Genomic DNA, 18,270 nt, shown 5'->3' on the forward strand with positions numbered 1-18,270 from the left:
AATCGACTCGCGGCGCGAGGCGCCGGCTTGAAAAATGGGCTTAACGGATAGCAACAGCAGATGACATTTCCATGACAGACGCGATACTGCAACTCAGCGCCTGGCATATCGATGCCTTTACCGACCGCGTATTTCGCGGTAACCCGGCCGCGGTGGTCCTGCTCGACGACTGGCTCGATGATACGACGCTGCTCGCGATCGCGGCCGAGCACAACCTGGCTGAAACCGCGTTCGTCGTACCCGGCGACACGACGCACCAGTTGCGCTGGTTCACGCCGACCTGCGAGGTCGAGTTGTGCGGTCACGCCACGCTGGCCAGCGCCTATGTGCTGTTGCACTGTCGCACGGGCTTTCGCGCGCCACTGCGTTTTGCCACCCGCCATGCAGGCGAACTCGGCGTGCGCGAAACCGACGGCATGCTCTGGCTGGATTTTCCCAGCCGACCGGCACAGCCGCTCGAGCGCGCGCCCGCAGCGGTCGAAGCCGCGCTGGGCGCAACCAGCGTGGCCTGGCATGTCGGCGCCAACCACCTGGCCATATTCGACCAGGCCGCGACCGTAGCCGCGCTCGCGCCCGATATGCGCGCACTGGCGGCCTGCAATCGCGAAGACAATCGCGGCGTGATCGCCACCGCCCCCGCCGACGACGGCATACACGATTTCGTCTCCCGCTATTTCGCACCCGCGCACGGTATCGACGAAGACCCGGTCACCGGCTCGGCGCACTGTACGCTCGCCCCCTACTGGGGCGCGCGTCTACACAAGACCGAACTCGCCGGACGCCAGATCTCGCGCCGCGGCGGCACCGTCATTTGCCGACTGGCCGACGATCGCGTGCATCTGGGCGGGCGTGCCGTACGCTATGCCGAAAACCAACTCTTCATCGACCTCGAGGCCGCTCGCTCATGACCCAATTCGCACTCGCCGCGGCCAGTCTGTACGGGCTGCTCGGGGTGCTGCTCGGCGCCTTCGGCGCCCATGCCCTGGCCGACCGGCTGACGGCCGACATGCAGGCGATCTGGCATACCGCCGTGCAATATCAGTTCTATCACGCGCTCGCGCTGCTCGGCGTCGGCCTGCTCGCTCGCCAGGGCGTGGGCTCCGCAGGCACGAGCGTAGCCACGATCTGCTTTGTTCTGGGCACGCTCGTTTTTTCCGGCAGCCTGTATCTGCTCGCCTTTTCGGGCCTTCGCTGGCTGGGCGCGATCACGCCCATCGGCGGCGTGCTGCTGATCGTGGGCTGGGCAGCGCTGTTGTGGGCGGTGCTGCGCGGCCAGTAGCTCGTCGGGCCTAGCCGATCTCGCGCAGCGTGATCAGCGCTTTGTCGACATGCCGGTTCGCGGCCATCTGGGCCTGATAGCGCAGACGCACGATGCCCTCGCGATCAATCACGAAGGTCACCCGGTTGCCCAGCACGCCCAGCGCACGGCCCACATCAAAGGCCTTGGACAGCGAACCGTCCTCGTCGGCAATCAACGCAAAATCGAGCGCGTGTTTCTCTGCGAAGTCCCGATGGCTGGCATCGTCGTCGGCGCTGATACCGATGACCTCGGCATCCATGGCGTTGAAGGCCTCGAGTTGATCGCGAAAGCCACAGGCCTGGCGGGTACACACGGGCGTACCGTCGCGCGGATAGAAATAGACCACGAGCGGCCGCTCTCCGAGCGACGCCTCGGTGTCGATCTCGCGCCCGTCGTGGGCACGGCGCTGGATAGCGGGGGCACGATCGCCCACATCGATTTTATGACTCATGAGCTTACCCGAATAGCGCGCGCCAGAGCACGACGGTAACGATGAATGCAACGGCCAGCCCCAGACTAACGCCTAACGCGCCGCCCCAGCGAGCGGTTTTTTTTTCGGTTTGGGTGGTTTTTTCCAGCCAGCGTCGTAACACACGCTCGTTACGACGATTGGCCTTCCAGGCAATATCGAAAATATCGCCGACCACCGGCACCAGGCCGACGAGGAAATCCACGCCCGCGTTGGCCCCCATACGCATCCATACGCTTTTGGGCGCACCCAGACGCAAGGCTTCGATCACCAGCAGGCTCGACAGCCCCGCACCGACCAGATCGCCAGCAAAGGGCACGAGGCCGGCAATGCCGTCGATGCCCACGCGTTTACGGATAACCGGAATTTCGAAGGCATCGTCGAGCCACCACGCGAGTCGGTCGATCCGGCTGAGGCTGGCACGGCGCTTGGCAAGCAGGGCGGGCGAAACGGTGTCGTTCATTAGGCAACCTTTAAGATTTATGCCGCCACGGCCGCGCTGGCGTCTTTTGCGCGTGCCAGACGTCGCCCCGCGCGTGTCGTTTGCTGAGGACAGGTAAACGAGCGGCACTGATATTTGCGATCATTGTAGGCGGATTCACCGCCCGACTGCGTTTAGCGGGCCAAGGAACGACATGAAAAAACTGTTCACCCTGTTGCTGATCGCGCTGCTGGCGTTCATCGCCTATGCGCTGTTCTGGCCCAGCGATTTCACGCCCCAGCCGTGGAATCCGGCGCCTGCGGTGACCGGCAACGCGCCGGTGCAAAGCGCGCCGCTGGCCCAGGCCGAACGTCTGGCCCAGGGTGTGGCCGTGGGCCCCGAAGATGTCGCGATCGACGATCAGGGGCGGCTGTATGCCGGCTACGAGGACGGTACGATCCGGCGTTTCGACAGCAACGGGCGCAACGGCGAGGTATTCGCCACGACCAATGGCCGCCCGCTCGGCCTGGCGTTCTCGGATGGCCCGGTGGCGCCGCCTGATAACGCAGCCCAGAACGGTATCCCCGCCGCAGACACGAGCCGCCCGGGCCAGACGCTGATCGTGGCCGATGCCGACAAGGGCCTGCTGGCGATCAACAGCGACGGCGATATCAAGATCCTGGCCAGCGGCGCCGACGGTGTGCCATTCAAATTCACCGACGATGTGGATGTCGCCGCCAACGGACGCATCTATTTTACCGACGCGTCGAGCAAGTACGACCAGGCGGCCTATCGCACCGATATTCTCGAACACGGCGGCCACGGCCGGCTGCTGGAATACGACCCGGACACCGCCAGCGTCACCGTGTTACTCGGCGGACTACAGTTCGCTAACGGTGTAGCTGTCAGCGGCGATCAATCCCATGTACTGGTCACCGAAACCGGCAGCTATCGTGTATTGCGCTACTGGCTGACCGGCGACAAGGCGGGTCAGAGCGATATTTTCATCGACCGGCTGCCGGGCTTTCCCGACGGGATCTCGCACGGCGCCGACAGCGATACGCTATGGGTCGCGCTGTTCGCCCCGCGCAACCAGCTGCTGGATTTCGCCGCCGACAAGCCCTGGCTGCGAAAAATCGTCTTCCATCTGCCCGAGGCGCTCCAGCCGGCGCCCAAGCACGTGGCCAGCCTGCTGGGGATCAAAGCCGATGGTACGGTGGTCACCGATTTGCGCGACGATGCAGCCAATGCCTTCGCCCCAATCACCAGCGTCGAAGAACACGGCGATACGCTCTATCTGGGCAGTCTTGCAGCCGACGCCTTCGCACGTATATCCCGACCGGCCCCGGTTACGCCATGAGCTCGAATCTCGAACAGGCACTCATCGAACTACGCCAGGCCCGCGCCGCGCTTGCCGAGCGTAGTGAGCCGGCGTTCGACGCCCGCCTGGCCGCGCTACGCGAATGGCAGGCCCGCAACACCGCGGCCCTGCATCGCCCCCTGGCCGAGCGCTACGACGGCGAAGATCTGCTGCATTTTCTTACCCGCAGCTTCTATCTTGAAGCGGATTGGTCGGAGCTGACCGCCGACCCTGGCAAGATCGCGAACCGTATCGGTCGCATCATCGACGACCATCGACCGCTGGTGATCGCGGTGCGTCTGCAGCATACCGCCGATACCCTGGATGCCGACATGGCCGAGCAGCTGGAAACGCGCACGCCCGATCAGCCCATCACCCGCAAGGGCTATGTCGCCGCCTTTCGCGAGGTTGGCCGATTCGACGTACGCGAACAGCAGATCGGCTGGGTCGGCGAGCTCGTGGATCTGCTCGGCGGCTTTGCCGACAACCGCGCCGCCTATTGGGCGTTCAAGCTGGCCAGCTCGCCAGCCAAGGCGCTGGGCATGGGCCAGACCTATGGCCTGCTGGCCGAAGGATTTTCGGCCATGCGCAACACCCGCGATCTGGAAACCGCGACCCGTGAAGCGCTGGCGTTGCAACGGCGCGAGCTCGACCGACTGATCGGGCGCACCGGGGGCAGCAGCTGATTGCGCTCGGCTGCGCCTTGCCGCATTCTCACGTCAAATTCCTCACCGCCGCTGTTCGATGACCATCACCATTTCCGATGCCAGCCTCGTACCGATCATCTCGCTGGCCGCCGGCATTGCCATTCTCGTGGTGCCGCGCCTGCTCAACTACATCGTCGCCGGCTATCTGATTCTTATCGGCGTGCTCGGTCTGGTGCATTTCTAGGGCGTATTCCCTAGCGTCGGCGCGCGATGCGCCGGCAGCCAGAACGCCAGCACCGCCGCGATCAGGCCAGCGGCTGCAGCCAGCGATAGCGGCGCGGCCGCACCGAAATGCTCGGCCACCGGCCCCAAAGCGATGATCGCCAACGCGCCCATCGCGTTGGCAAGCCCCAGTGCCAGACCGGAACCGAACGAGCGGTTCTCCGGTAACACGTCCTGGGCAATGAGCATGGTCAACGGCAGGGTCGAGAACAGCGCGATCCCCAACGCCGCCAGCACCAGCCATAGCCACAGCCCGTGCAGCACCACAAAGGCGACGAGCAGCACGCTCGACACCAGCATCGAGCCGATGAGTATCGGGCGCGTGGGCTGCGAATCGGCCAGACGCCCGCCACCGAGATTGCCGATCACGCCGACGACCATGAGCACGGTGATGAAACTCGCGCCGGCGGTGAGCCCGCCGCCGGCCTGGGACCACAACACCGGCACGAACGTAATCACACTGAAAATGATCAGCGCGCGCAAAGCGCAGAACAACACCAGCCGGCCCAAGGGCCCCGCATGCCGGCGCCAGGCGATCGGCGTGGTATCGGCCTGACGCGCGGGCAGGCTCGGCGCCCAGCGCCATAACAGCGGCAGGGTGAACAGGGCCGGGATCGACAGCAGCCACAGATACGACATCCCGATATGTACCACCACGAGGCTGGCCAGTGCTGGCCAAACGCCACGCCCGATTTCGCCGCCGACCAGAAAAAACGACATCGCACTGCCCTGGCGCTGATGCGACAGCAAGCGTACGCCGGCCAACGCCTGGGGATGAAACAGGGCATTGGAAATGCCGATGAGCACCAGCACGGCGATCAGCCAGGGCATCGTATCCACGAAACCGATCATCGCCCCACCGGCAGACGAACCCAGCAGGCCCAGCACGACGAACGTGCGCCCGCCGAAGCGATCGCCGAGCAGGCCGACCAGCGGCTGCAAGCCCTGACCGACCAGCAGCGCGGCCATGATGGTGCCGGCCAGGCTGACCGACAGCTGCATCTGAATCAGCAACGCCGGCAGGATGCCGGGCAGAAAGGTCGCCGCGCCGTCGTTGAGAAAATGCGACCAGCTCAGTCCCAGTAGCCGGCGCTCGGCGCCCATGCCGCTTTCGATCGTATCCGCCACTGGGGCTGCTCCTTGGTCGATGCAAGATGCAGCAAAGGCTACGTTCGCGCTTGCCCGCGGGCAAGGCGAGGTGGTCTAGAGCATGCCCACCTGGAGCTTGGCGGCGTCGCTCATCATTTCCATCGTCCACGGCGGGTCGAATACGAGCTCGACACGCACCTGGGCGATGGTGGGCACCATCTTGACCTTGTTACGCACGTCGTCGACGAGGATATCGCCCATGCCGCAGCCCGGCGCGGTCAGGGTCATGTCGATATCCACGATACGGGCCTGCGGGTCGCTATGATCGAAATCGCACTGATAGACCAGGCCGAGATCGACCAGATTGATCGGAATCTCCGGGTCGAACACGGTACGCATCTGGTCCCATACCATGGCTTCGACATCGTCGTTGCCCGCGCCTTCGGGCAGGCGCAGCGGCTCGGGCGGTTCCTGGCCGATGGCATCAGCGTTCTCACCGGCGATGCGAATCAGGTTGCCGGCGATATAGACCGTGAAGGAGCCGCCCAGCGCCTGGGTGATGTTGCCGTGGGTGCCGACCGGAATCTCGACCGTATCGCCGGCCGGAATGAGCACCGCTTCGCAGTCGCGCTGGAAGGTGACGGGTTCGTTGGAGGGCATCTGCATGGCTAGATACCTGCGTTGATGTAGATCAACATAGTCTACCAACCGCATTGATACCTGTCCGGCCGCCTGTATCGCATCATGCTCTGGTAGGATTGCGGCTATGAAAAAATCCCTGCTTGTCGTGGCCCACGGCAGTCGCCGTCAGGCTTCGAACGACGAAGTGCGCGCCCTCACCGAGCGCGTGCGCGCCGAATCCGGCGAGCGTTTCGCTGCGATCGAATGCGCCTTTCTGGAACTCGCCGACCCCTCCATCCCGGACGGTCTGGAACGCCTGATCGCCGACGGCGCGGCGCATATCACCGTGCTGCCCTATTTTCTGTCGGCCGGCCGGCATGTCGCCGAGGATATCCCGGAGGAAGTCGCCACAACCCAGGCACAGCATCCGGACGTGCATATCGAGATCGCCCCCTATCTGGGCACATCCGAAACCATGCCGAAGCTGTTGCTGACCATGCTCGCCGACAGCGCCGCCACCAGCGTCTAGACAATGGATCGTATCGCCGACAATCGCCGCTTCTGGCTGCTGCTCAATCTGGTGTTGCTGGTACTGCATGGCTTCGGCCTGTACTGCTATGTCGTGTACGGCTTTGCCCATCCGGTCACCCAGCTGTGGGCGATCGTGCTCATGATCCATATCCTCGAATTCCCGCTGGCCTTCATCGCCGTCCAGGGGCGCAAGGTCGGCTGGGGCACCACCATCATGGCCACGCTGATCTTCGGCTTTACCTGGTGGGTGCCCACGGGTCGGGGCGTTTTCCATGCGTGATTCGTTCAATGCCACGCGCGCGGCGCTGGTATGCGGTATCGCGGTCGCCCTGGTATCGCTGACCGGCGCGGTATTCCCGCCGGGGCTTTGGTACGAACAGCTCAACCAGCCGGCCGGCACACCGCCGGATATCGCGTTTCCGATCGCCTGGACGCTGTTGTATATCGGCATGGCCGTGGCCGCATGGCGCGTCTGGCGCGCGGCAGGCGTCGGTCGCGCGCTGGCGCTGTTCGCGCTCCAGCTGCTGCTCAATGCACTCTGGATGCCGGTGGCCTTCGGCGCCCACGCGCTGGTCTGGGCACTAATCGTCATCGTCGCGCTATGGCTGGTGCTGGCCGCAACACTCGCCGCCTTCTGGCGCATCGACCGACTCGCCGGACTTTTACTGGTGCCCTATCTGGCCTGGGTCAGTTATGCGGTCTATCTCAACGCCGGGCTATTGGTATTGAACTGGAACAGTCTGTAGGTCGCTTCGTCGTTATTCCCCGCAAGCCAGGAGTTGTTTCATGGCCTTTGTCGATAAATACGGCCCCTGGGCCCTGATTACCGGCGCGTCCGCCGGTATCGGCGCCGAGTTCGCGCGCCAGATCGCGGCCAAGGGCGTAAATGTCGCGCTCGTCGCACGCCGTCGCGAGCGACTGGAAGCCCTGGGCGCCGAACTCGAATCGGAATACGGCGTGCGGACCCTGGCCATCGGCGCCGACCTGTGTGCCGATGATTTTCTCACCACGATTACCGACGCCCTGGGTACGCGCCATGTGGGACTGCTGATCAACAACGCCGGCTCTGGCATGACCGGCGAATTTCTCGATCATGCGCTCGAAGACGAACTGCAGATGCTCGCGCTCAACTGCCGCGCGCCGCTGATACTGGCGCATCATTTCGGCCAGCGCATGCGCGACGACCGACGCGGCGGTATTGTCATGCTCGCCTCGGTGGCCGGCATCATGCCGACGCCGATGTTCTCCAATTACAGCGCCACCAAGGCCTGGAACCGCTTCCTCGGCGAAGGGCTGCACGAAGAACTCGCCCGCGACGGCGTCGATGTCGTTTCGCTGTGTCCGGGCCTGACCCAGAGCGAATTCTTCGATCACGCCAACGTCGATCCGACCAACTGGCCCGCGCCCATGCGCGCGACCATCATGAGCGCCGAAGATGTGGTCAAGGCCGCGCTCAAGGGCCTTGGCAAGCATTCGCAGGTGGTACCCGGCTTGTCTTATCGCATGCTGACCCGTCTGTCGCGGCTGTCCCCCGGTTCGCTCACGCCCTGGATGATCGACCGCGTGATGCGGTTCGCACTCCCCAAAAGCGACAACGCACGGTAGAAGGAACGATCGAAATGGCTGATCTGAGTAACAAGACGCTTTTCATTTCCGGTGCCTCGCGCGGCATCGGGCTGGCCATCGCGCTACGCGCCGCTCGCGACGGGGCCAATGTGGCCATCGCGGCCAAGACCGATACGCCGCACCCGAAGTTGCCGGGCACGATCTACACCGCGGCCGAACAAATCGAGGCGGCGGGCGGCAAGGCATTGCCGATCGTCTGCGATATCCGCGAAGAGGATCAGGTCGAGGCGGCGGTCGAGCAGACTGCCGAGCGTTTCGGCGGTATCGATATCTGCGTGAATAATGCCAGCGCCATTTCGTTGACCGGCACGCTGGAAACGCCGATGAAGCGCTACGATCTGATGAACCAGATCAACGCCCGCGGCAGCTATCTGGTCAGCCAGAAGTGCATTCCGCATCTCAAGAAGGCCGAGAATCCGCATGTGCTCATGCTCTCGCCGCCGCTCGACATGAAGCCGAAATGGTTCGGCCCGCATGTGGCCTATTCGATCGCGAAATACGGCATGAGCCTGTGCGTGCTGGGCATGGCTGAGGAATTCGCCGAAGACGGCATCGCCTTCAATGCGCTGTGGCCGCGTACGGGTATTGCCACCGCAGCGATTGATCTGATCGGGGGCAAGGAAATGCAGTCGCATTGCCGCACCCCCGAGATCATGGCCGACGCCGCGCATATCATCCTGACCAAGAACAGCCGCGACTTCACCGGCCGCTTCTGCATGGACGATGTGCTGCTGCACGAAAACGGCGTCAACGACTTCGAGCAATACGCGGTCGATCCGAGCAAGGAACTCTGGCCCGACTTTTTCGTTCCGGACGACGTACCGCCGCCGCCCGGCTCGATGGGCAATCGCACCGACTGAAGCCGGTGCGCTGGCGGCCCCGGCATGCGCCGGGGCCGTAGCCCTTAGAAATTCACGATCGCGATCACCTGCGAATAGACGTTGGTGTCGTCATCGCCAATCTGTGTGCCGCCTTCGGCCGCCGACTTGTCCGGCGTGTAGAAGCCAACCAACGGGCTGATCACGAGATGCTCGTTGACGATCCACTGCGCATAGAGATCGACTTCGTTGCCGTCGAGAAAACCGTCGCCGGCATTGTCGAACTGGAAGAACAGCGCGCCCAGTTCGACCGTTTCCGAGGGCGCCAGGGCCAGCCCCACATGGTGGACGTCGGTATCGCTGTTGAACGGCCCGGCATAGTTGGCCGCCACTTCCCCCTGGAACCAGGTGCCATAACCCCGGTTGAACCCGAAGAATAGCGGATCGAAGCCGCCCGAAAAGCTGGAAAAACGGTAGGTCAGTTTGGGCGACCAGGGCATGTCGGCAAACGTCCAGCCGGCTTCGCCGTACCAGGCGTGATCGTCGCCACCGCCGGCATAGTCGTCGCCATTGTCCTGATCGACATACTCGGTCGAGACGAACAGGTTTTCCACGCCCAGACTGCCGTTGGCGCGAAACGCCAGTGTTTTCTGGCCGTCACGATGTTGATAGCCCAGGAATTCGGCCGATTCCTCGTCGACGTCCAGACCTTTGAGATAAGTCACGCCGACGGTGCCGTAGGTGGCGTCCCGGTATTCGAGATTGGCACCCGCCAGTTCCATTTCGGCCTGGGCCTTGTTGTCGGAATGCAGCCAGAAACCGTCCAGATGAAACCCGCTGTCGCCGCCCAGGCGCAGAATGGCGGTCTTGTCGAAGGCCTTGCGGGCCGCAAGCCAGTACGCGCCGCCGCGACTGAGCCCGTTCGGGGCGATACCGGCATCGGCGAGCGGCTGGAAGCCTTCGCCGAAGTTCAGCGAATCGCCGTTGATGAGAAAACCGTCGCCGATGGTGAAACTCTGGCGCCCGAACGACAGGTCGATACCGTCTTCGCCCAGCCAGGGCACGAGATCGCCCGACACCCAGCCGATATAGGCGTCCTCGACCTGGGTGTCTTCTTCCTTGCCGGTCGAAAAACCACCGGCATCGCCATCGCCACGGGTGGCGGAACTCAACAGGTTGAACGCGCCGTAGACGCTGCCCGCGCCGTCGAGGCCGGTGGCTGCGCTCAAGCCGTATTTGGCATAGCCTTCCTGCCAGGTCGGGCTGTCGTCTTCGGTACGCAGCACCTGCGCATAGGACTTCGAGCTGTTGAATACACCGACCGCGGCTTCGAAATCGAAGTCGATCACGGTGTCGCCGTTATCGTAGAGCGTATGGGCGCCGGCCTGACTCGATGCCAGAGCCGCGGTGGCGGCCAGTGCAATAGCCACCGCGCGCCGGCTGTTGGTTGTGTTCATGAATCCCCCTTGGCTTGTGGGCGCAGTGCGCCCGGTTTATGACGATTCCGATATTGATGGACGTGCGGGCAACGACGGCCGTTGGCGAGCTGCATGATCGACTTGCTCGACTACGGCCGATCCCCCAGCCCGTCGCGAATGGCAATGCGCTTGGCGCGCATGCGCTCGAGCAACACGTTGCGCCTGACATCGATACGCTCGAGCGGCTCGGCCCGCAAAGTGGCGACCTCCGAGGCGGTATACGGCACGAAGTCGACGGGCGTGCTGTCACCGGCGATATCGCTGGTGAGCATCCAGTTGAGCAAGTCCGCCAGCTGGGCGTCGGTGAAACTCGACAGCGACACGCCGGGCACCTGCACCAGAAACGCGCGCCCGCCCTCCACGTCGAGAAAATGACCAACGAAATCCTTCATCCGCGGCACATCGTTGGCGCGTGAGCCCTCGCCGTCGACGTGGTGACAGCCCGAGCATTCGAGCTGATAGTTCACCTGCGGGCGATAGCCGGCTTCGCGCGGCGTGAGCGCCGGCACCTCGTTGCCGGGGGCCGGCCGATTGTCCGGCCCCGGCAGACTCTGTGCCGCGGCCATTTCACCGACGAGCAACAGTGCGACAGCGCACAGCGGCGCCAAGAAGCGCACACGCATGCCCATCGTGCTAGCTGGCCACATCCCGAATGGTCGCAATCGTGCAGTTATAGGTCAGATGCTCGGCGCCCAGACACCAGTTGATGTCGTTGTTGTTGAAGGGGCGATAGAGCGGCTGCTCGCTGTCGTTGCGGTTACAGGCACACTGGCCGCAGGCCTGCTTACCGCAGCAATCGTTGTAGGCGATGATGTAATCGCGCCCGTCGGCGGGGTTGTGGCAGGTGCCTACCCAGGTGACTTCCGATACATCCGTGCCGGGCGGGCAGGCATTGATGGTGCCGCCGCAACAGGTACACAGAAAGCCATCGATCGAGCAATAGCGCCAGTAGTCACAGCTTTGCGGATCGCCGGGATCACCGGGCGTGCCCGGTTCGGCCGCATGCGCGTTACCGGCGCTGCGATCCACCGGCAGGATCAACGGCAGCGCGCTGCCGACCACCACCCAGGAGCCGAAACGCACCAGGGCGTTGCGGCGCGAAGTCGAATACGCGACCTGACGGGTCGAGCGTTCGAAGAAACGATCTAGAAATTTCATGGTGTCCCCCGGTGGTTAGTGCGCGGCCCGCTTGTGGCCCTGCATGTATTCCTGGAGTGAGCCCACGCCCATGGACTGGGCTTCGAACAGGCTTTCCAGATGTTCTCGGTTGTTGACCAGGCCCTTGGCGCGAAGCACGCCGTCGGCATCGATGAGCACTGCATAGGGCAGCTTGCCGATCTGGTAGGTCATGCCGATCTCCGGGCCGACCACATAGATGGCGTCCTCCAGGCCGTGCTCGGCGATCAGCGCCTGTTGCGAAGCGGCATCGCCGTCGCTGACATACACCACGTCCAGATCGCGCCGATAGCTGCGTGCCAGCGAACGCAGCGTCGGCAACAGCGATTTGCAGATCGGACAGGTCGGCGACATGAAAAACAGCAGCTGGCCCTTGTCGGCCTTGTAGCCGACATTCACCGGGCGCTCGTGGCGATCGGTGGCAGTGACCTGCGGCGCGGGGCTGTTCACGGCCACGCCCTTGTCGAGCATGAGCGCGCCGGCCGGTGCTATACGCGAGTGCAGCACGCCCACCTGGCGCACCAGCGCCATCACCACGAACGCAAGCGCCACGACCACAACCCACAGCAGAATCTGGGACAACACAGCGACATCCATGACTATCTCCCGGAGAGCGACTTCAGGCGCGGCTGGTTGGTCAGCAGCCCTTCGGTCGCGGTATAAAGGATGAGAACGGCGGCCACACTGGCGCCGATCAGAAACAGGCCGAAGCCATGCAGCACGGCGGTGGTGCTGGGCATGGCGGCGAGTACGGCCATTGCGATCAACACCGCATTGCGTACCAGCAAGGCACCCGACAACGGACGCTCCAGACCCGGCCCGCTGCAGCCGCAATCGATCTCGCGACGTCCGCGCCAGAGGTTGATCGCGATCGCGGCCGTATACAACGCCAGCAGCAGAGCTGCGCTGGCGGCGCCCCAGGCACGCAGGCCCGGCACCAGCAGCGCGACCGCAATCAACACTTCAAGCACCGGCAGCGCCCGGGCCGCCAGCGACACGGCATGACCGGAGAGCAATGCATAGTCCTCGATCTGGCGCGCAAAGCGATGCGGCGCACGCAACTTGTGGCTGGCGCCGGTCAGCAGGATGACCGCCAGCACCAACGAACAGGCCACGGCAACGATCGGATGAATCATCACGGCCTCCTTAGTGGCTGCTGAGCACCAGCGCCGGTATCGCGCTGATGCCCTCTACCGTGTGCATGTATTCCATCTTGGACAGGTCGAATACATCGAGCCCGCCCTCGATATTCACGCCCAGCAACAGCGGCTTGTCGTCGGAGGTCGCATTCAGGCTCCAGACATAGTTTTCGGTCTTGAGCTCGCCGACCTTTTCATGGCTGTCCAGATCGAAGGCCCAGATGGTGTCGCTGGGGTCTTCCCAATTGCGATCGCCATGGTCCTTGTGCACCAGTACATAGAGTTCGTTGCGCGCCGGCGAGATCGTCATCAGCTGCCAGCCACCCACGCCCCAGCCCGCTTCACGCTGGGCATCGGTGAACAACGACCAGCGCTCGCCCGCCACCGGCTTGTCGCCGGAGACGTCGATCGGCTGGATCACGCCGTCGAGCGTGGTGAAGTAGTACATATCGCCGTTGCGGGCAGCACGTTCGTTCATCGCGGTTTCGTTCGGGTCGAAGAACGGCGTGCGCACGCGCGAAACTTCGTGGCCGCTGTCGTCGAGCTTGACGCGCTGGAAGCTGCCGTCGCCACACACCGAGCCGAAGGCGCGCTTTCCGATCGGGTAGTTGAGCACACAGCCGGCGATATCGATTTCGCTGGCTACACTCTGGTTTTCGGTATCGACCACCGTGACCGAGGTCGACGGTGTGAAGTTGTAGATATAGACGAAGCGATCGTCGTTGCTCATGGTCAGCATGTTGCGTTCCATGAGGATATTGGCGCGCTTTTTGGGAATCTCGACTTCCCAGACCGGCTCCAGCGTTTGTGTATCCCAGGTGGTAAGCACGTCGGTACGTTCACCGCGCACCCCGCGCGACCAGAAGGTATCGGCCGAATACAGGCGGGTATCGTCATGCGAGAGCACTGACGGCGCGAGATAGCCGGTCGGGATCATGCCCAGCATTTTCTTTTGTTCCGGATCGACCACGACCACCTTGCCGGTGGTGGCATTATCGAACTGGGTATCGATGATGTAGGCACGATGCGGGCCCGGCTTGTCGAGCGTGACGGTACCGATTTCATCGGGCGGCAACTGCGCCATGGCGCCGGCACTCCAGACCAGCGCGGCGAGCGCGGCAACACCGCCGGCACGCAACAGTCGTTTGTTCATAGTCGTTCCTCGCTTGAGCTGTTCGATACGAGCGGCACGGCCGGCCCACGGCCGCGTCGACCGCAAATTCAGTGCAGCTGCGCTGGTGCGCCCGACTGCCCCCTCGCCTATACCAGCGGTATCTCAAGACTGCGCCGCTGACGCCCCGGGCGCATGTCGGTTGGTGCAATTCGGCTTGTCGTGACGTGCATCAAGGTTTGTTCGCCGAAACTATGCACAAACGCGTTTGGCGCCCCCACCCGGCCGGATCGGGCACGCACGGCAAAGTACCGGGCCATCGGCACACCAGCGACCGATGACCCGGGTGCACGGCTTATCGTGGCGCGGCGTCGTCTTCCGCCTCGGCGGCCAGATCGTGCTGGCGCTTGATCAGATACGCATGGATCGTTTCGATTTGCTGTTGCGACAAGCGATCGGCGAACGATGGCATGCCCTGCTTGATACGGGTGCCACCGGCGACGATGCGCAGAAAATCGTCGTGCGTGGCGGCCGACATATTGCGCAGATTGGGCACGACCCCGCCGCTATAGGCGCTAAAGCCATGACACACGCCGCAATGGACATTGAACAGGTCCCGCCCCTGGGCAATCGTATCCGCATCGGCCTCGTTGGCCGGTATATCGGCCTCGATGGCCTGCACGCGCTTGGGCTCGTCGGGCAGGCGCGCCTTGCCGCCGAGCTTGTAGGTCAGCACCCGCGCCCGCGGCTCAACCTGTGTGTTCGCCGCCAGCCCGCCGAAGGCGGTCGGCAAAACACCGCCCCAACCGGCCATGAAGGTCACGTACTGCTCGCCATCGACCCTGTAGGTCACCGGACCGGCCATCACGCCGGTATTCGCGGGCGATCGCCAGAGTAGCTCGCCGTCATCGGCGGCGTAGGCCCGTACTTCGCCATTGGCGGTGCCCTGAAATACCAGCCCGCCGGCGGTCGAGAGGGTGCCGCCGTTCCAGATCGTCGGATAATCCTGGCTCCAGACCTCGCGCTGGGCGACCGGGTCCCAGGCCAGCAGCTTGCCGCGATCATATTCACGATCTCGGCGCGGGCCTTGGCATCTTCGGGCAAGGCCACCGGCTGTGTACCCAGCTGCAGGGTGCCGCGGCCCTGCCAGGTCGCCTCGTTGTCGGGTTCGAGCAACGCCGGCGCAATCTGGGCCGGGATATAGGCCAGCCCGGTTTGCGGGTTGTACGACATGGGCATCCAGTTATGCCCGCCCAGCGGGCCGGGCATCATCAACTTCGGCCCCTTCGTCCAGTCGGCCTTTTCCATGTCGACCACGGGGCGGCCGGTCTTCAGGTCGATACGCTTGGCCCAATTCACCGGCACGTATTTCTCGGCCGAAATGAGTTCGCCGTTGGTCCGGTCGATCACGTAATAGAAACCGTTCTTGGGTGCCTGCATGAGCACCGGGCGTGTCTTGCCGTCGATTTCAAGATCGGCGAGCGTGATCGTCTGCGTCGAGGTGAAATCCCACTGGTCGCCCGGCGTCTGCTGATAGTGCCAGACGTATTCGCCGGTCTCGGGGCGAATCGCGACGATGGAAGCCACGAACAGGTTATCGCCCTTCCCTTCGCTGCGCGCCTGGCGGTTCCAGAGGCTGGCGTTGCCGACCCCGATATAGAGCAGATCCAGTTTCGGGTCGTAGGCCATCGAGTCCCACACGGTCCCGCCGCCGCCCTGTTTCCAGTACTTGTCACCAAACCAGGTCTTGCGCGCCATTGCCATGGCCTTGCTTTCGGCCGGCTTGGACGGATCACCCGGCACGGTGAAAAAGCGCCAGGCCTGTTTGCCGGTGTCGGCGTCGTAGGCAGTGATATAGCCACGCACGCCCATTTCTGCGCCGCCGTTGCCGATGATCACCCGGCCTTTGACCACGCGCGGCGCACCGGTGATGGTCTGGCTGCGGTCGGTGTCGATGAGCGTGTTCACGCTCCAGACTTCGTCACCGCTATCGGCATCGAGCGCGATCAACCGGCCATCGAAGGCGCCGACGAACACCTTGCCCTCGTAGACCGCCACACCACGGTTGACCGGCCCGCAGCAGCCGTCGCGCGCCGCTGTTTTCGCGACCTCGGGGTCGTATTTCCACAACAGCTCGCCGGTTTTGGCGTCGAAGGCATAAACGATGCTGAACGCGCTGGTGGTGTACATGACGCCGTCAACGACGATCGGCGTGGCTTCCACGCCGCGATCGATATCCAGCCGGACCGACCACGCCAGCCCCAGATCGGCCACGTTGTCCTGATCGATCTGGTCGAGTCGGCTGAAGCGCTGCTCCTGGTAGGTACCGCCGTGCGTCATCCAGTTGCCGGGCTCATCGGCTGCATTATTCAGCCGGGCCGTATCCACCGCCGGCGCCGCAACGGCCACGCCGGCCCCGACAAACACGCACAACGCGCCACACAGGCGCGCCGCCGCGCCTATCCGATTCTTCATCGCCCTCTCCTCGTCTTATCGCACGTCGGCCATTGGCGGCGACGGCTTGTTTTTGATTTTTTTAGCCGGCACGCAGCATCGGCGCCAGGGTTCGATGCGTGCCGGCTGCTGGCCGAGCCAGGCAACCGGCACGTCTTGCGGTCAGAGTACGACCGTGGTTACCCGCTCTTCGGTATAGGCCAGAACCCCGGACAGGCCGCATTCGCGGCCGATGCCGCTTTGCTTGAAACCGCCCCAGGGTAGTTGCGGGTCGATCGGCGCCCAGGCGTTGATACCGATCGCGCCGGCCTCGATCCGGCGGGCCACGCGGTGCGCACGGGCGACATTCGCCGTCCATACCGTCGCCGCCAGGCCATAGCGGGTGTCATTAGCGATGGCGATGGCTTCGGCTTCGTCGGCGAAGGGGATTACCGTGCCGACCGGGCCGAAGATTTCGTCGCGGGCGATGCTCATATCGTTGCGGGCGTTGGCGAATACCGTCGGACGCACATACCAGCCGCCGCTTTCATGCTCGGACGGTCCGCCGGCCAGCAGCGTCGCGCCTTCGTCGCTGCCCCGGCGGATATAGTCGTTGATCTTGTCGTACTGGCCCTGGCTGGCGACCGCGCCCATCTGCGTATCGGCATCGGCCGGATCGCCCACTTGAATACCGCGCGCGAGTTCGGCGAGCCTGGCACTGAAAGTCTCGGCGATATCCTGATGTACGAGAATACGGGTACCGGCGGCACAGACCTGGCCCTGGTTGAACAACAGGCCCATGCCGCAGCCGCCCACGGCCGCCTCGAGATCCGCATCGTCGAATACAATCTGCGGGCTCTTGCCGCCGAGCTCGAGCGCGACATGCTTGAACAGGGGCGCGGCCAGACGCTGGATCGCCGCGCCCGTTTCCGGGCTCCCCGTGAAGGTGATCTTGGCAACCTTCGGATGTTCACACAGCACCGGCCCGAGCGTTGCGCCGTCGCCGGTCACCACATTGACCACACCGTCGGGAATGCCGGCTTCCTGGCATAGCCGAGCCAGATGCAGCGCCGACATCGGCGTCTGTTCGGCCGGTTTGATCACGGTCGTACAACCGGCGGCGAGTAGCGCACCGAGTTTCCAGCAGGTGATCATCAACGGCGTATTCCAGGGCACGATGGCCGCGACCACGCCCACCGGAACCAGCTCGGTGTAGGACAAGGTGGGCTGGCCCATATAGCCGGCGGTGGGAATGGTGCGGCCTTCGAGCTTGTCGGCCCAGCCCGCGGCATGCCGCAGGGTGGCAATCGCATTGGGCAGATCGAGCATGCGCGGCTCGGCGAGCGGGCGGCCAATCGCATTCGCGTCCATATCGGCGAGCTGCTCGGCATCGCGTTCGACCAGATCCGCCAGACGATGCAGACACAAGCCGCGCGCCGCGCCGCTCATCTGCGACCATTCGCCGCCCTTGAGTTGCGCATGCGCTGCATCGATCGCCCGCGTGGCGTCGTCGGCGGTACCTGCCGCCGAGGTGGCCAGCGTTTGCCCGCTCGCCGGGTCGGGCAGGGTCATGGTCGCGCCATCGGAGGCGTCGACCGCCTGGCCGGCGATGAAGTGTTGGAATGCCTGATTCACGCGTGCTCCTCGAACAGTTAGACACGCACGGGCCCACGCTCGCGACAAACGTGATCGATGACCCGCGGTGATCGGTTATCGGTGCGTTCGAGCCTGCGCCCCGGCGGCCCACCCCGCATGCGCCAGCGTGCATA

General features: G+C 64.0%; 21 protein-coding genes and 1 pseudogene. 10 read left to right on the top strand and 12 right to left on the bottom strand.

Translation table 11 applies throughout. The features are described 5' to 3' along the window. Window positions 1-71: 71 nt before the first annotated feature. Window positions 72-908 (top strand): PhzF family phenazine biosynthesis protein, encoded by an 837-nt coding sequence (locus S4A8_RS05770; RefSeq protein WP_353219411.1) that lies wholly within the window; start codon window positions 72-74, stop codon window positions 906-908. Next, window positions 905-1,279: a DUF423 domain-containing protein gene (locus S4A8_RS05775; protein ID WP_353219412.1), complete on the top strand. Its 375-nt coding sequence runs from the start codon at window positions 905-907 to the stop codon at window positions 1,277-1,279. The genes S4A8_RS05770 and S4A8_RS05775 overlap by 4 nt, the downstream gene beginning before the upstream one ends. Before the next feature lie 10 nt (window positions 1,280-1,289). On the opposite strand, the gene S4A8_RS05780 is transcribed toward S4A8_RS05775, so the two are convergent. Together S4A8_RS05780 and S4A8_RS05785 are read right to left on the bottom strand one after the other, a co-directional pair. Further along, entirely contained in the window at window positions 1,290-1,751 is a 462-nt protein-coding gene (locus S4A8_RS05780) for a peroxiredoxin (protein ID WP_353179079.1), read from the bottom strand. A 4-nt stretch (window positions 1,752-1,755) separates the two neighbouring features. Further along, window positions 1,756-2,232, bottom strand: a complete 477-nt coding sequence (locus S4A8_RS05785; RefSeq protein ID WP_353219413.1) for a DUF4112 domain-containing protein — start codon at window positions 2,230-2,232, stop codon at window positions 1,756-1,758. A gap of 172 nt (window positions 2,233-2,404) precedes the next feature. Between S4A8_RS05785 and S4A8_RS05790 the strand changes: the two genes are divergently transcribed. Genes S4A8_RS05790 through S4A8_RS05800 form a run of 3 tightly spaced genes read left to right on the top strand, consistent with a single transcriptional unit; the run spans window position 2,405 to window position 4,441 of the window. Continuing rightward, the gene (locus S4A8_RS05790; RefSeq protein ID WP_353179083.1) at window positions 2,405-3,550 is read left to right on the top strand and encodes an SMP-30/gluconolactonase/LRE family protein; all 1,146 of its coding nucleotides are present in this window, start codon (window positions 2,405-2,407) and stop codon (window positions 3,548-3,550) included. Beyond that, entirely contained in the window at window positions 3,547-4,236 is a 690-nt protein-coding gene (locus tag S4A8_RS05795; protein ID WP_353219414.1) for an FFLEELY motif protein, read from the top strand. Before S4A8_RS05790 ends, S4A8_RS05795 begins: the two co-directional genes overlap by 4 nt. A gap of 58 nt (window positions 4,237-4,294) precedes the next feature. Further along, on the top strand, window positions 4,295-4,441 hold the full coding sequence (locus tag S4A8_RS05800) for a DUF3096 domain-containing protein (RefSeq protein WP_353219415.1): 147 nt from the start codon (window positions 4,295-4,297) through the stop codon (window positions 4,439-4,441). Here the strand turns inward: S4A8_RS05800 and S4A8_RS05805 are convergent. Both S4A8_RS05805 and sufT read right to left on the bottom strand, forming a co-directional pair. Then, complete coding sequence (locus tag S4A8_RS05805; RefSeq protein WP_353219416.1) at window positions 4,438-5,607, bottom strand: MFS transporter; 1,170 nt, start codon at window positions 5,605-5,607, stop codon at window positions 4,438-4,440. The genes S4A8_RS05800 and S4A8_RS05805 overlap by 4 nt on opposite strands. Window positions 5,608-5,682: 75 nt before the next feature. Further along, window positions 5,683-6,234 carry a putative Fe-S cluster assembly protein SufT gene (sufT, locus tag S4A8_RS05810; RefSeq protein ID WP_353179089.1) on the bottom strand — a complete coding sequence of 184 codons (552 nt, stop codon included), beginning with the start codon at window positions 6,232-6,234 and terminating at the stop codon, window positions 5,683-5,685. 100 nt (window positions 6,235-6,334) lie between these two features. On the opposite strand from sufT, the gene S4A8_RS05815 reads away from it, so the two are divergent. Genes S4A8_RS05815 through S4A8_RS05835 form a run of 5 tightly spaced genes read left to right on the top strand, consistent with a single transcriptional unit; the run spans window position 6,335 to window position 9,206 of the window. Next, window positions 6,335-6,718, top strand: a complete 384-nt coding sequence (locus tag S4A8_RS05815; RefSeq protein WP_353179090.1) for a sirohydrochlorin chelatase — start codon at window positions 6,335-6,337, stop codon at window positions 6,716-6,718. A 3-nt stretch (window positions 6,719-6,721) separates the two neighbouring features. Then, the gene (locus S4A8_RS05820; RefSeq protein ID WP_353219417.1) at window positions 6,722-7,000 is read left to right on the top strand and encodes a hypothetical protein; all 279 of its coding nucleotides are present in this window, start codon (window positions 6,722-6,724) and stop codon (window positions 6,998-7,000) included. Continuing rightward, on the top strand, window positions 6,993-7,466 hold the full coding sequence (locus S4A8_RS05825; protein WP_353219418.1) for a TspO/MBR family protein: 474 nt from the start codon (window positions 6,993-6,995) through the stop codon (window positions 7,464-7,466). The genes S4A8_RS05820 and S4A8_RS05825 overlap by 8 nt, the downstream gene beginning before the upstream one ends. Before the next feature lie 40 nt (window positions 7,467-7,506). Continuing rightward, window positions 7,507-8,325 (top strand): SDR family NAD(P)-dependent oxidoreductase, encoded by an 819-nt coding sequence (locus S4A8_RS05830; RefSeq protein WP_353179096.1) that lies wholly within the window; start codon window positions 7,507-7,509, stop codon window positions 8,323-8,325. A 14-nt stretch (window positions 8,326-8,339) separates the two neighbouring features. Next, on the top strand, window positions 8,340-9,206 hold the full coding sequence (locus tag S4A8_RS05835; protein ID WP_353179097.1) for an SDR family oxidoreductase: 867 nt from the start codon (window positions 8,340-8,342) through the stop codon (window positions 9,204-9,206). Between the two features lie 44 nt (window positions 9,207-9,250). On the opposite strand, the gene S4A8_RS05840 is transcribed toward S4A8_RS05835, so the two are convergent. The 8 genes and pseudogenes from S4A8_RS05840 to S4A8_RS05885 all read right to left on the bottom strand — a co-directional run bounded on the left by S4A8_RS05840 (window position 9,251) and on the right by S4A8_RS05885 (window position 18,136). After that, window positions 9,251-10,621: a hypothetical protein gene (locus S4A8_RS05840; protein ID WP_353219419.1), complete on the bottom strand. Its 1,371-nt coding sequence runs from the start codon at window positions 10,619-10,621 to the stop codon at window positions 9,251-9,253. Between the two features lie 110 nt (window positions 10,622-10,731). Beyond that, window positions 10,732-11,265, bottom strand: a complete 534-nt coding sequence (locus S4A8_RS05845) for a cytochrome C (RefSeq protein ID WP_353219420.1) — start codon at window positions 11,263-11,265, stop codon at window positions 10,732-10,734. Window positions 11,266-11,275: 10 nt separating this feature from the next. After that, window positions 11,276-11,800 (bottom strand): methylamine dehydrogenase light chain, encoded by a 525-nt coding sequence (locus S4A8_RS05850; protein ID WP_353219421.1) that lies wholly within the window; start codon window positions 11,798-11,800, stop codon window positions 11,276-11,278. Window positions 11,801-11,815: 15 nt separating this feature from the next. After that, window positions 11,816-12,415, bottom strand: coding sequence for a methylamine dehydrogenase accessory protein MauD (gene mauD / locus S4A8_RS05855; protein WP_353219422.1), 600 nt, complete (start codon window positions 12,413-12,415; stop codon window positions 11,816-11,818). 2 nt (window positions 12,416-12,417) lie between these two features. Further along, a complete protein-coding gene (locus S4A8_RS05860; protein WP_502950706.1) occupies window positions 12,418-12,954 on the bottom strand; it encodes a MauE/DoxX family redox-associated membrane protein in 537 nt (178 codons plus the stop codon). 10 nt (window positions 12,955-12,964) lie between these two features. Continuing rightward, a complete protein-coding gene (locus tag S4A8_RS05865) occupies window positions 12,965-14,110 on the bottom strand; it encodes an amine dehydrogenase large subunit (protein WP_353219424.1) in 1,146 nt (381 codons plus the stop codon). Window positions 14,111-14,423: 313 nt separating this feature from the next. Continuing rightward, window positions 14,424-16,543 (bottom strand): annotated as a pseudogene (locus S4A8_RS19135) (PQQ-dependent dehydrogenase, methanol/ethanol family). 141 nt (window positions 16,544-16,684) lie between these two features. Next, complete coding sequence (locus S4A8_RS05885; protein WP_353219426.1) at window positions 16,685-18,136, bottom strand: aldehyde dehydrogenase family protein; 1,452 nt, start codon at window positions 18,134-18,136, stop codon at window positions 16,685-16,687. Between the last annotated feature and the right edge of the window lie 134 nt (window positions 18,137-18,270).

The organism is Salinisphaera sp. S4-8 (assembly GCF_040361235.1).
Classification (GTDB): Bacteria; Pseudomonadota; Gammaproteobacteria; order Nevskiales; family Salinisphaeraceae; genus Salinisphaera.

What these genes read in the sequence shown, in the direction of transcription:
- S4A8_RS05770 (WP_353219411.1), top strand. Translation starts at nt 72, where the DNA reads ATGACAGACGCGATACTGCAACTCAGCGCCTGGCATATCGATGCCTTT.
- S4A8_RS05775 (WP_353219412.1), top strand. Translation starts at nt 905, where the DNA reads ATGACCCAATTCGCACTCGCCGCGGCCAGTCTGTACGGGCTGCTCGGG.
- S4A8_RS05780 (WP_353179079.1), bottom strand. Translation starts at nt 1,751, where the DNA reads ATGAGTCATAAAATCGATGTGGGCGATCGTGCCCCCGCTATCCAGCGC.
- S4A8_RS05785 (WP_353219413.1), bottom strand. Translation starts at nt 2,232, where the DNA reads ATGAACGACACCGTTTCGCCCGCCCTGCTTGCCAAGCGCCGTGCCAGC.
- S4A8_RS05790 (WP_353179083.1), top strand. Translation starts at nt 2,405, where the DNA reads ATGAAAAAACTGTTCACCCTGTTGCTGATCGCGCTGCTGGCGTTCATC.
- S4A8_RS05795 (WP_353219414.1), top strand. Translation starts at nt 3,547, where the DNA reads ATGAGCTCGAATCTCGAACAGGCACTCATCGAACTACGCCAGGCCCGC.
- S4A8_RS05800 (WP_353219415.1), top strand. Translation starts at nt 4,295, where the DNA reads ATGACCATCACCATTTCCGATGCCAGCCTCGTACCGATCATCTCGCTG.
- sufT (WP_353179089.1), bottom strand. Translation starts at nt 6,234, where the DNA reads ATGCAGATGCCCTCCAACGAACCCGTCACCTTCCAGCGCGACTGCGAA.
- S4A8_RS05815 (WP_353179090.1), top strand. Translation starts at nt 6,335, where the DNA reads ATGAAAAAATCCCTGCTTGTCGTGGCCCACGGCAGTCGCCGTCAGGCT.
- S4A8_RS05820 (WP_353219417.1), top strand. Translation starts at nt 6,722, where the DNA reads ATGGATCGTATCGCCGACAATCGCCGCTTCTGGCTGCTGCTCAATCTG.
- S4A8_RS05825 (WP_353219418.1), top strand. Translation starts at nt 6,993, where the DNA reads ATGCGTGATTCGTTCAATGCCACGCGCGCGGCGCTGGTATGCGGTATC.
- S4A8_RS05830 (WP_353179096.1), top strand. Translation starts at nt 7,507, where the DNA reads ATGGCCTTTGTCGATAAATACGGCCCCTGGGCCCTGATTACCGGCGCG.
- S4A8_RS05835 (WP_353179097.1), top strand. Translation starts at nt 8,340, where the DNA reads ATGGCTGATCTGAGTAACAAGACGCTTTTCATTTCCGGTGCCTCGCGC.
- S4A8_RS05840 (WP_353219419.1), bottom strand. Translation starts at nt 10,621, where the DNA reads ATGAACACAACCAACAGCCGGCGCGCGGTGGCTATTGCACTGGCCGCC.
- S4A8_RS05845 (WP_353219420.1), bottom strand. Translation starts at nt 11,265, where the DNA reads ATGCGTGTGCGCTTCTTGGCGCCGCTGTGCGCTGTCGCACTGTTGCTC.
- S4A8_RS05850 (WP_353219421.1), bottom strand. Translation starts at nt 11,800, where the DNA reads ATGAAATTTCTAGATCGTTTCTTCGAACGCTCGACCCGTCAGGTCGCG.
- mauD (WP_353219422.1), bottom strand. Translation starts at nt 12,415, where the DNA reads ATGGATGTCGCTGTGTTGTCCCAGATTCTGCTGTGGGTTGTGGTCGTG.
- S4A8_RS05860 (WP_502950706.1), bottom strand. Translation starts at nt 12,954, where the DNA reads ATGATTCATCCGATCGTTGCCGTGGCCTGTTCGTTGGTGCTGGCGGTC.
- S4A8_RS05865 (WP_353219424.1), bottom strand. Translation starts at nt 14,110, where the DNA reads ATGAACAAACGACTGTTGCGTGCCGGCGGTGTTGCCGCGCTCGCCGCG.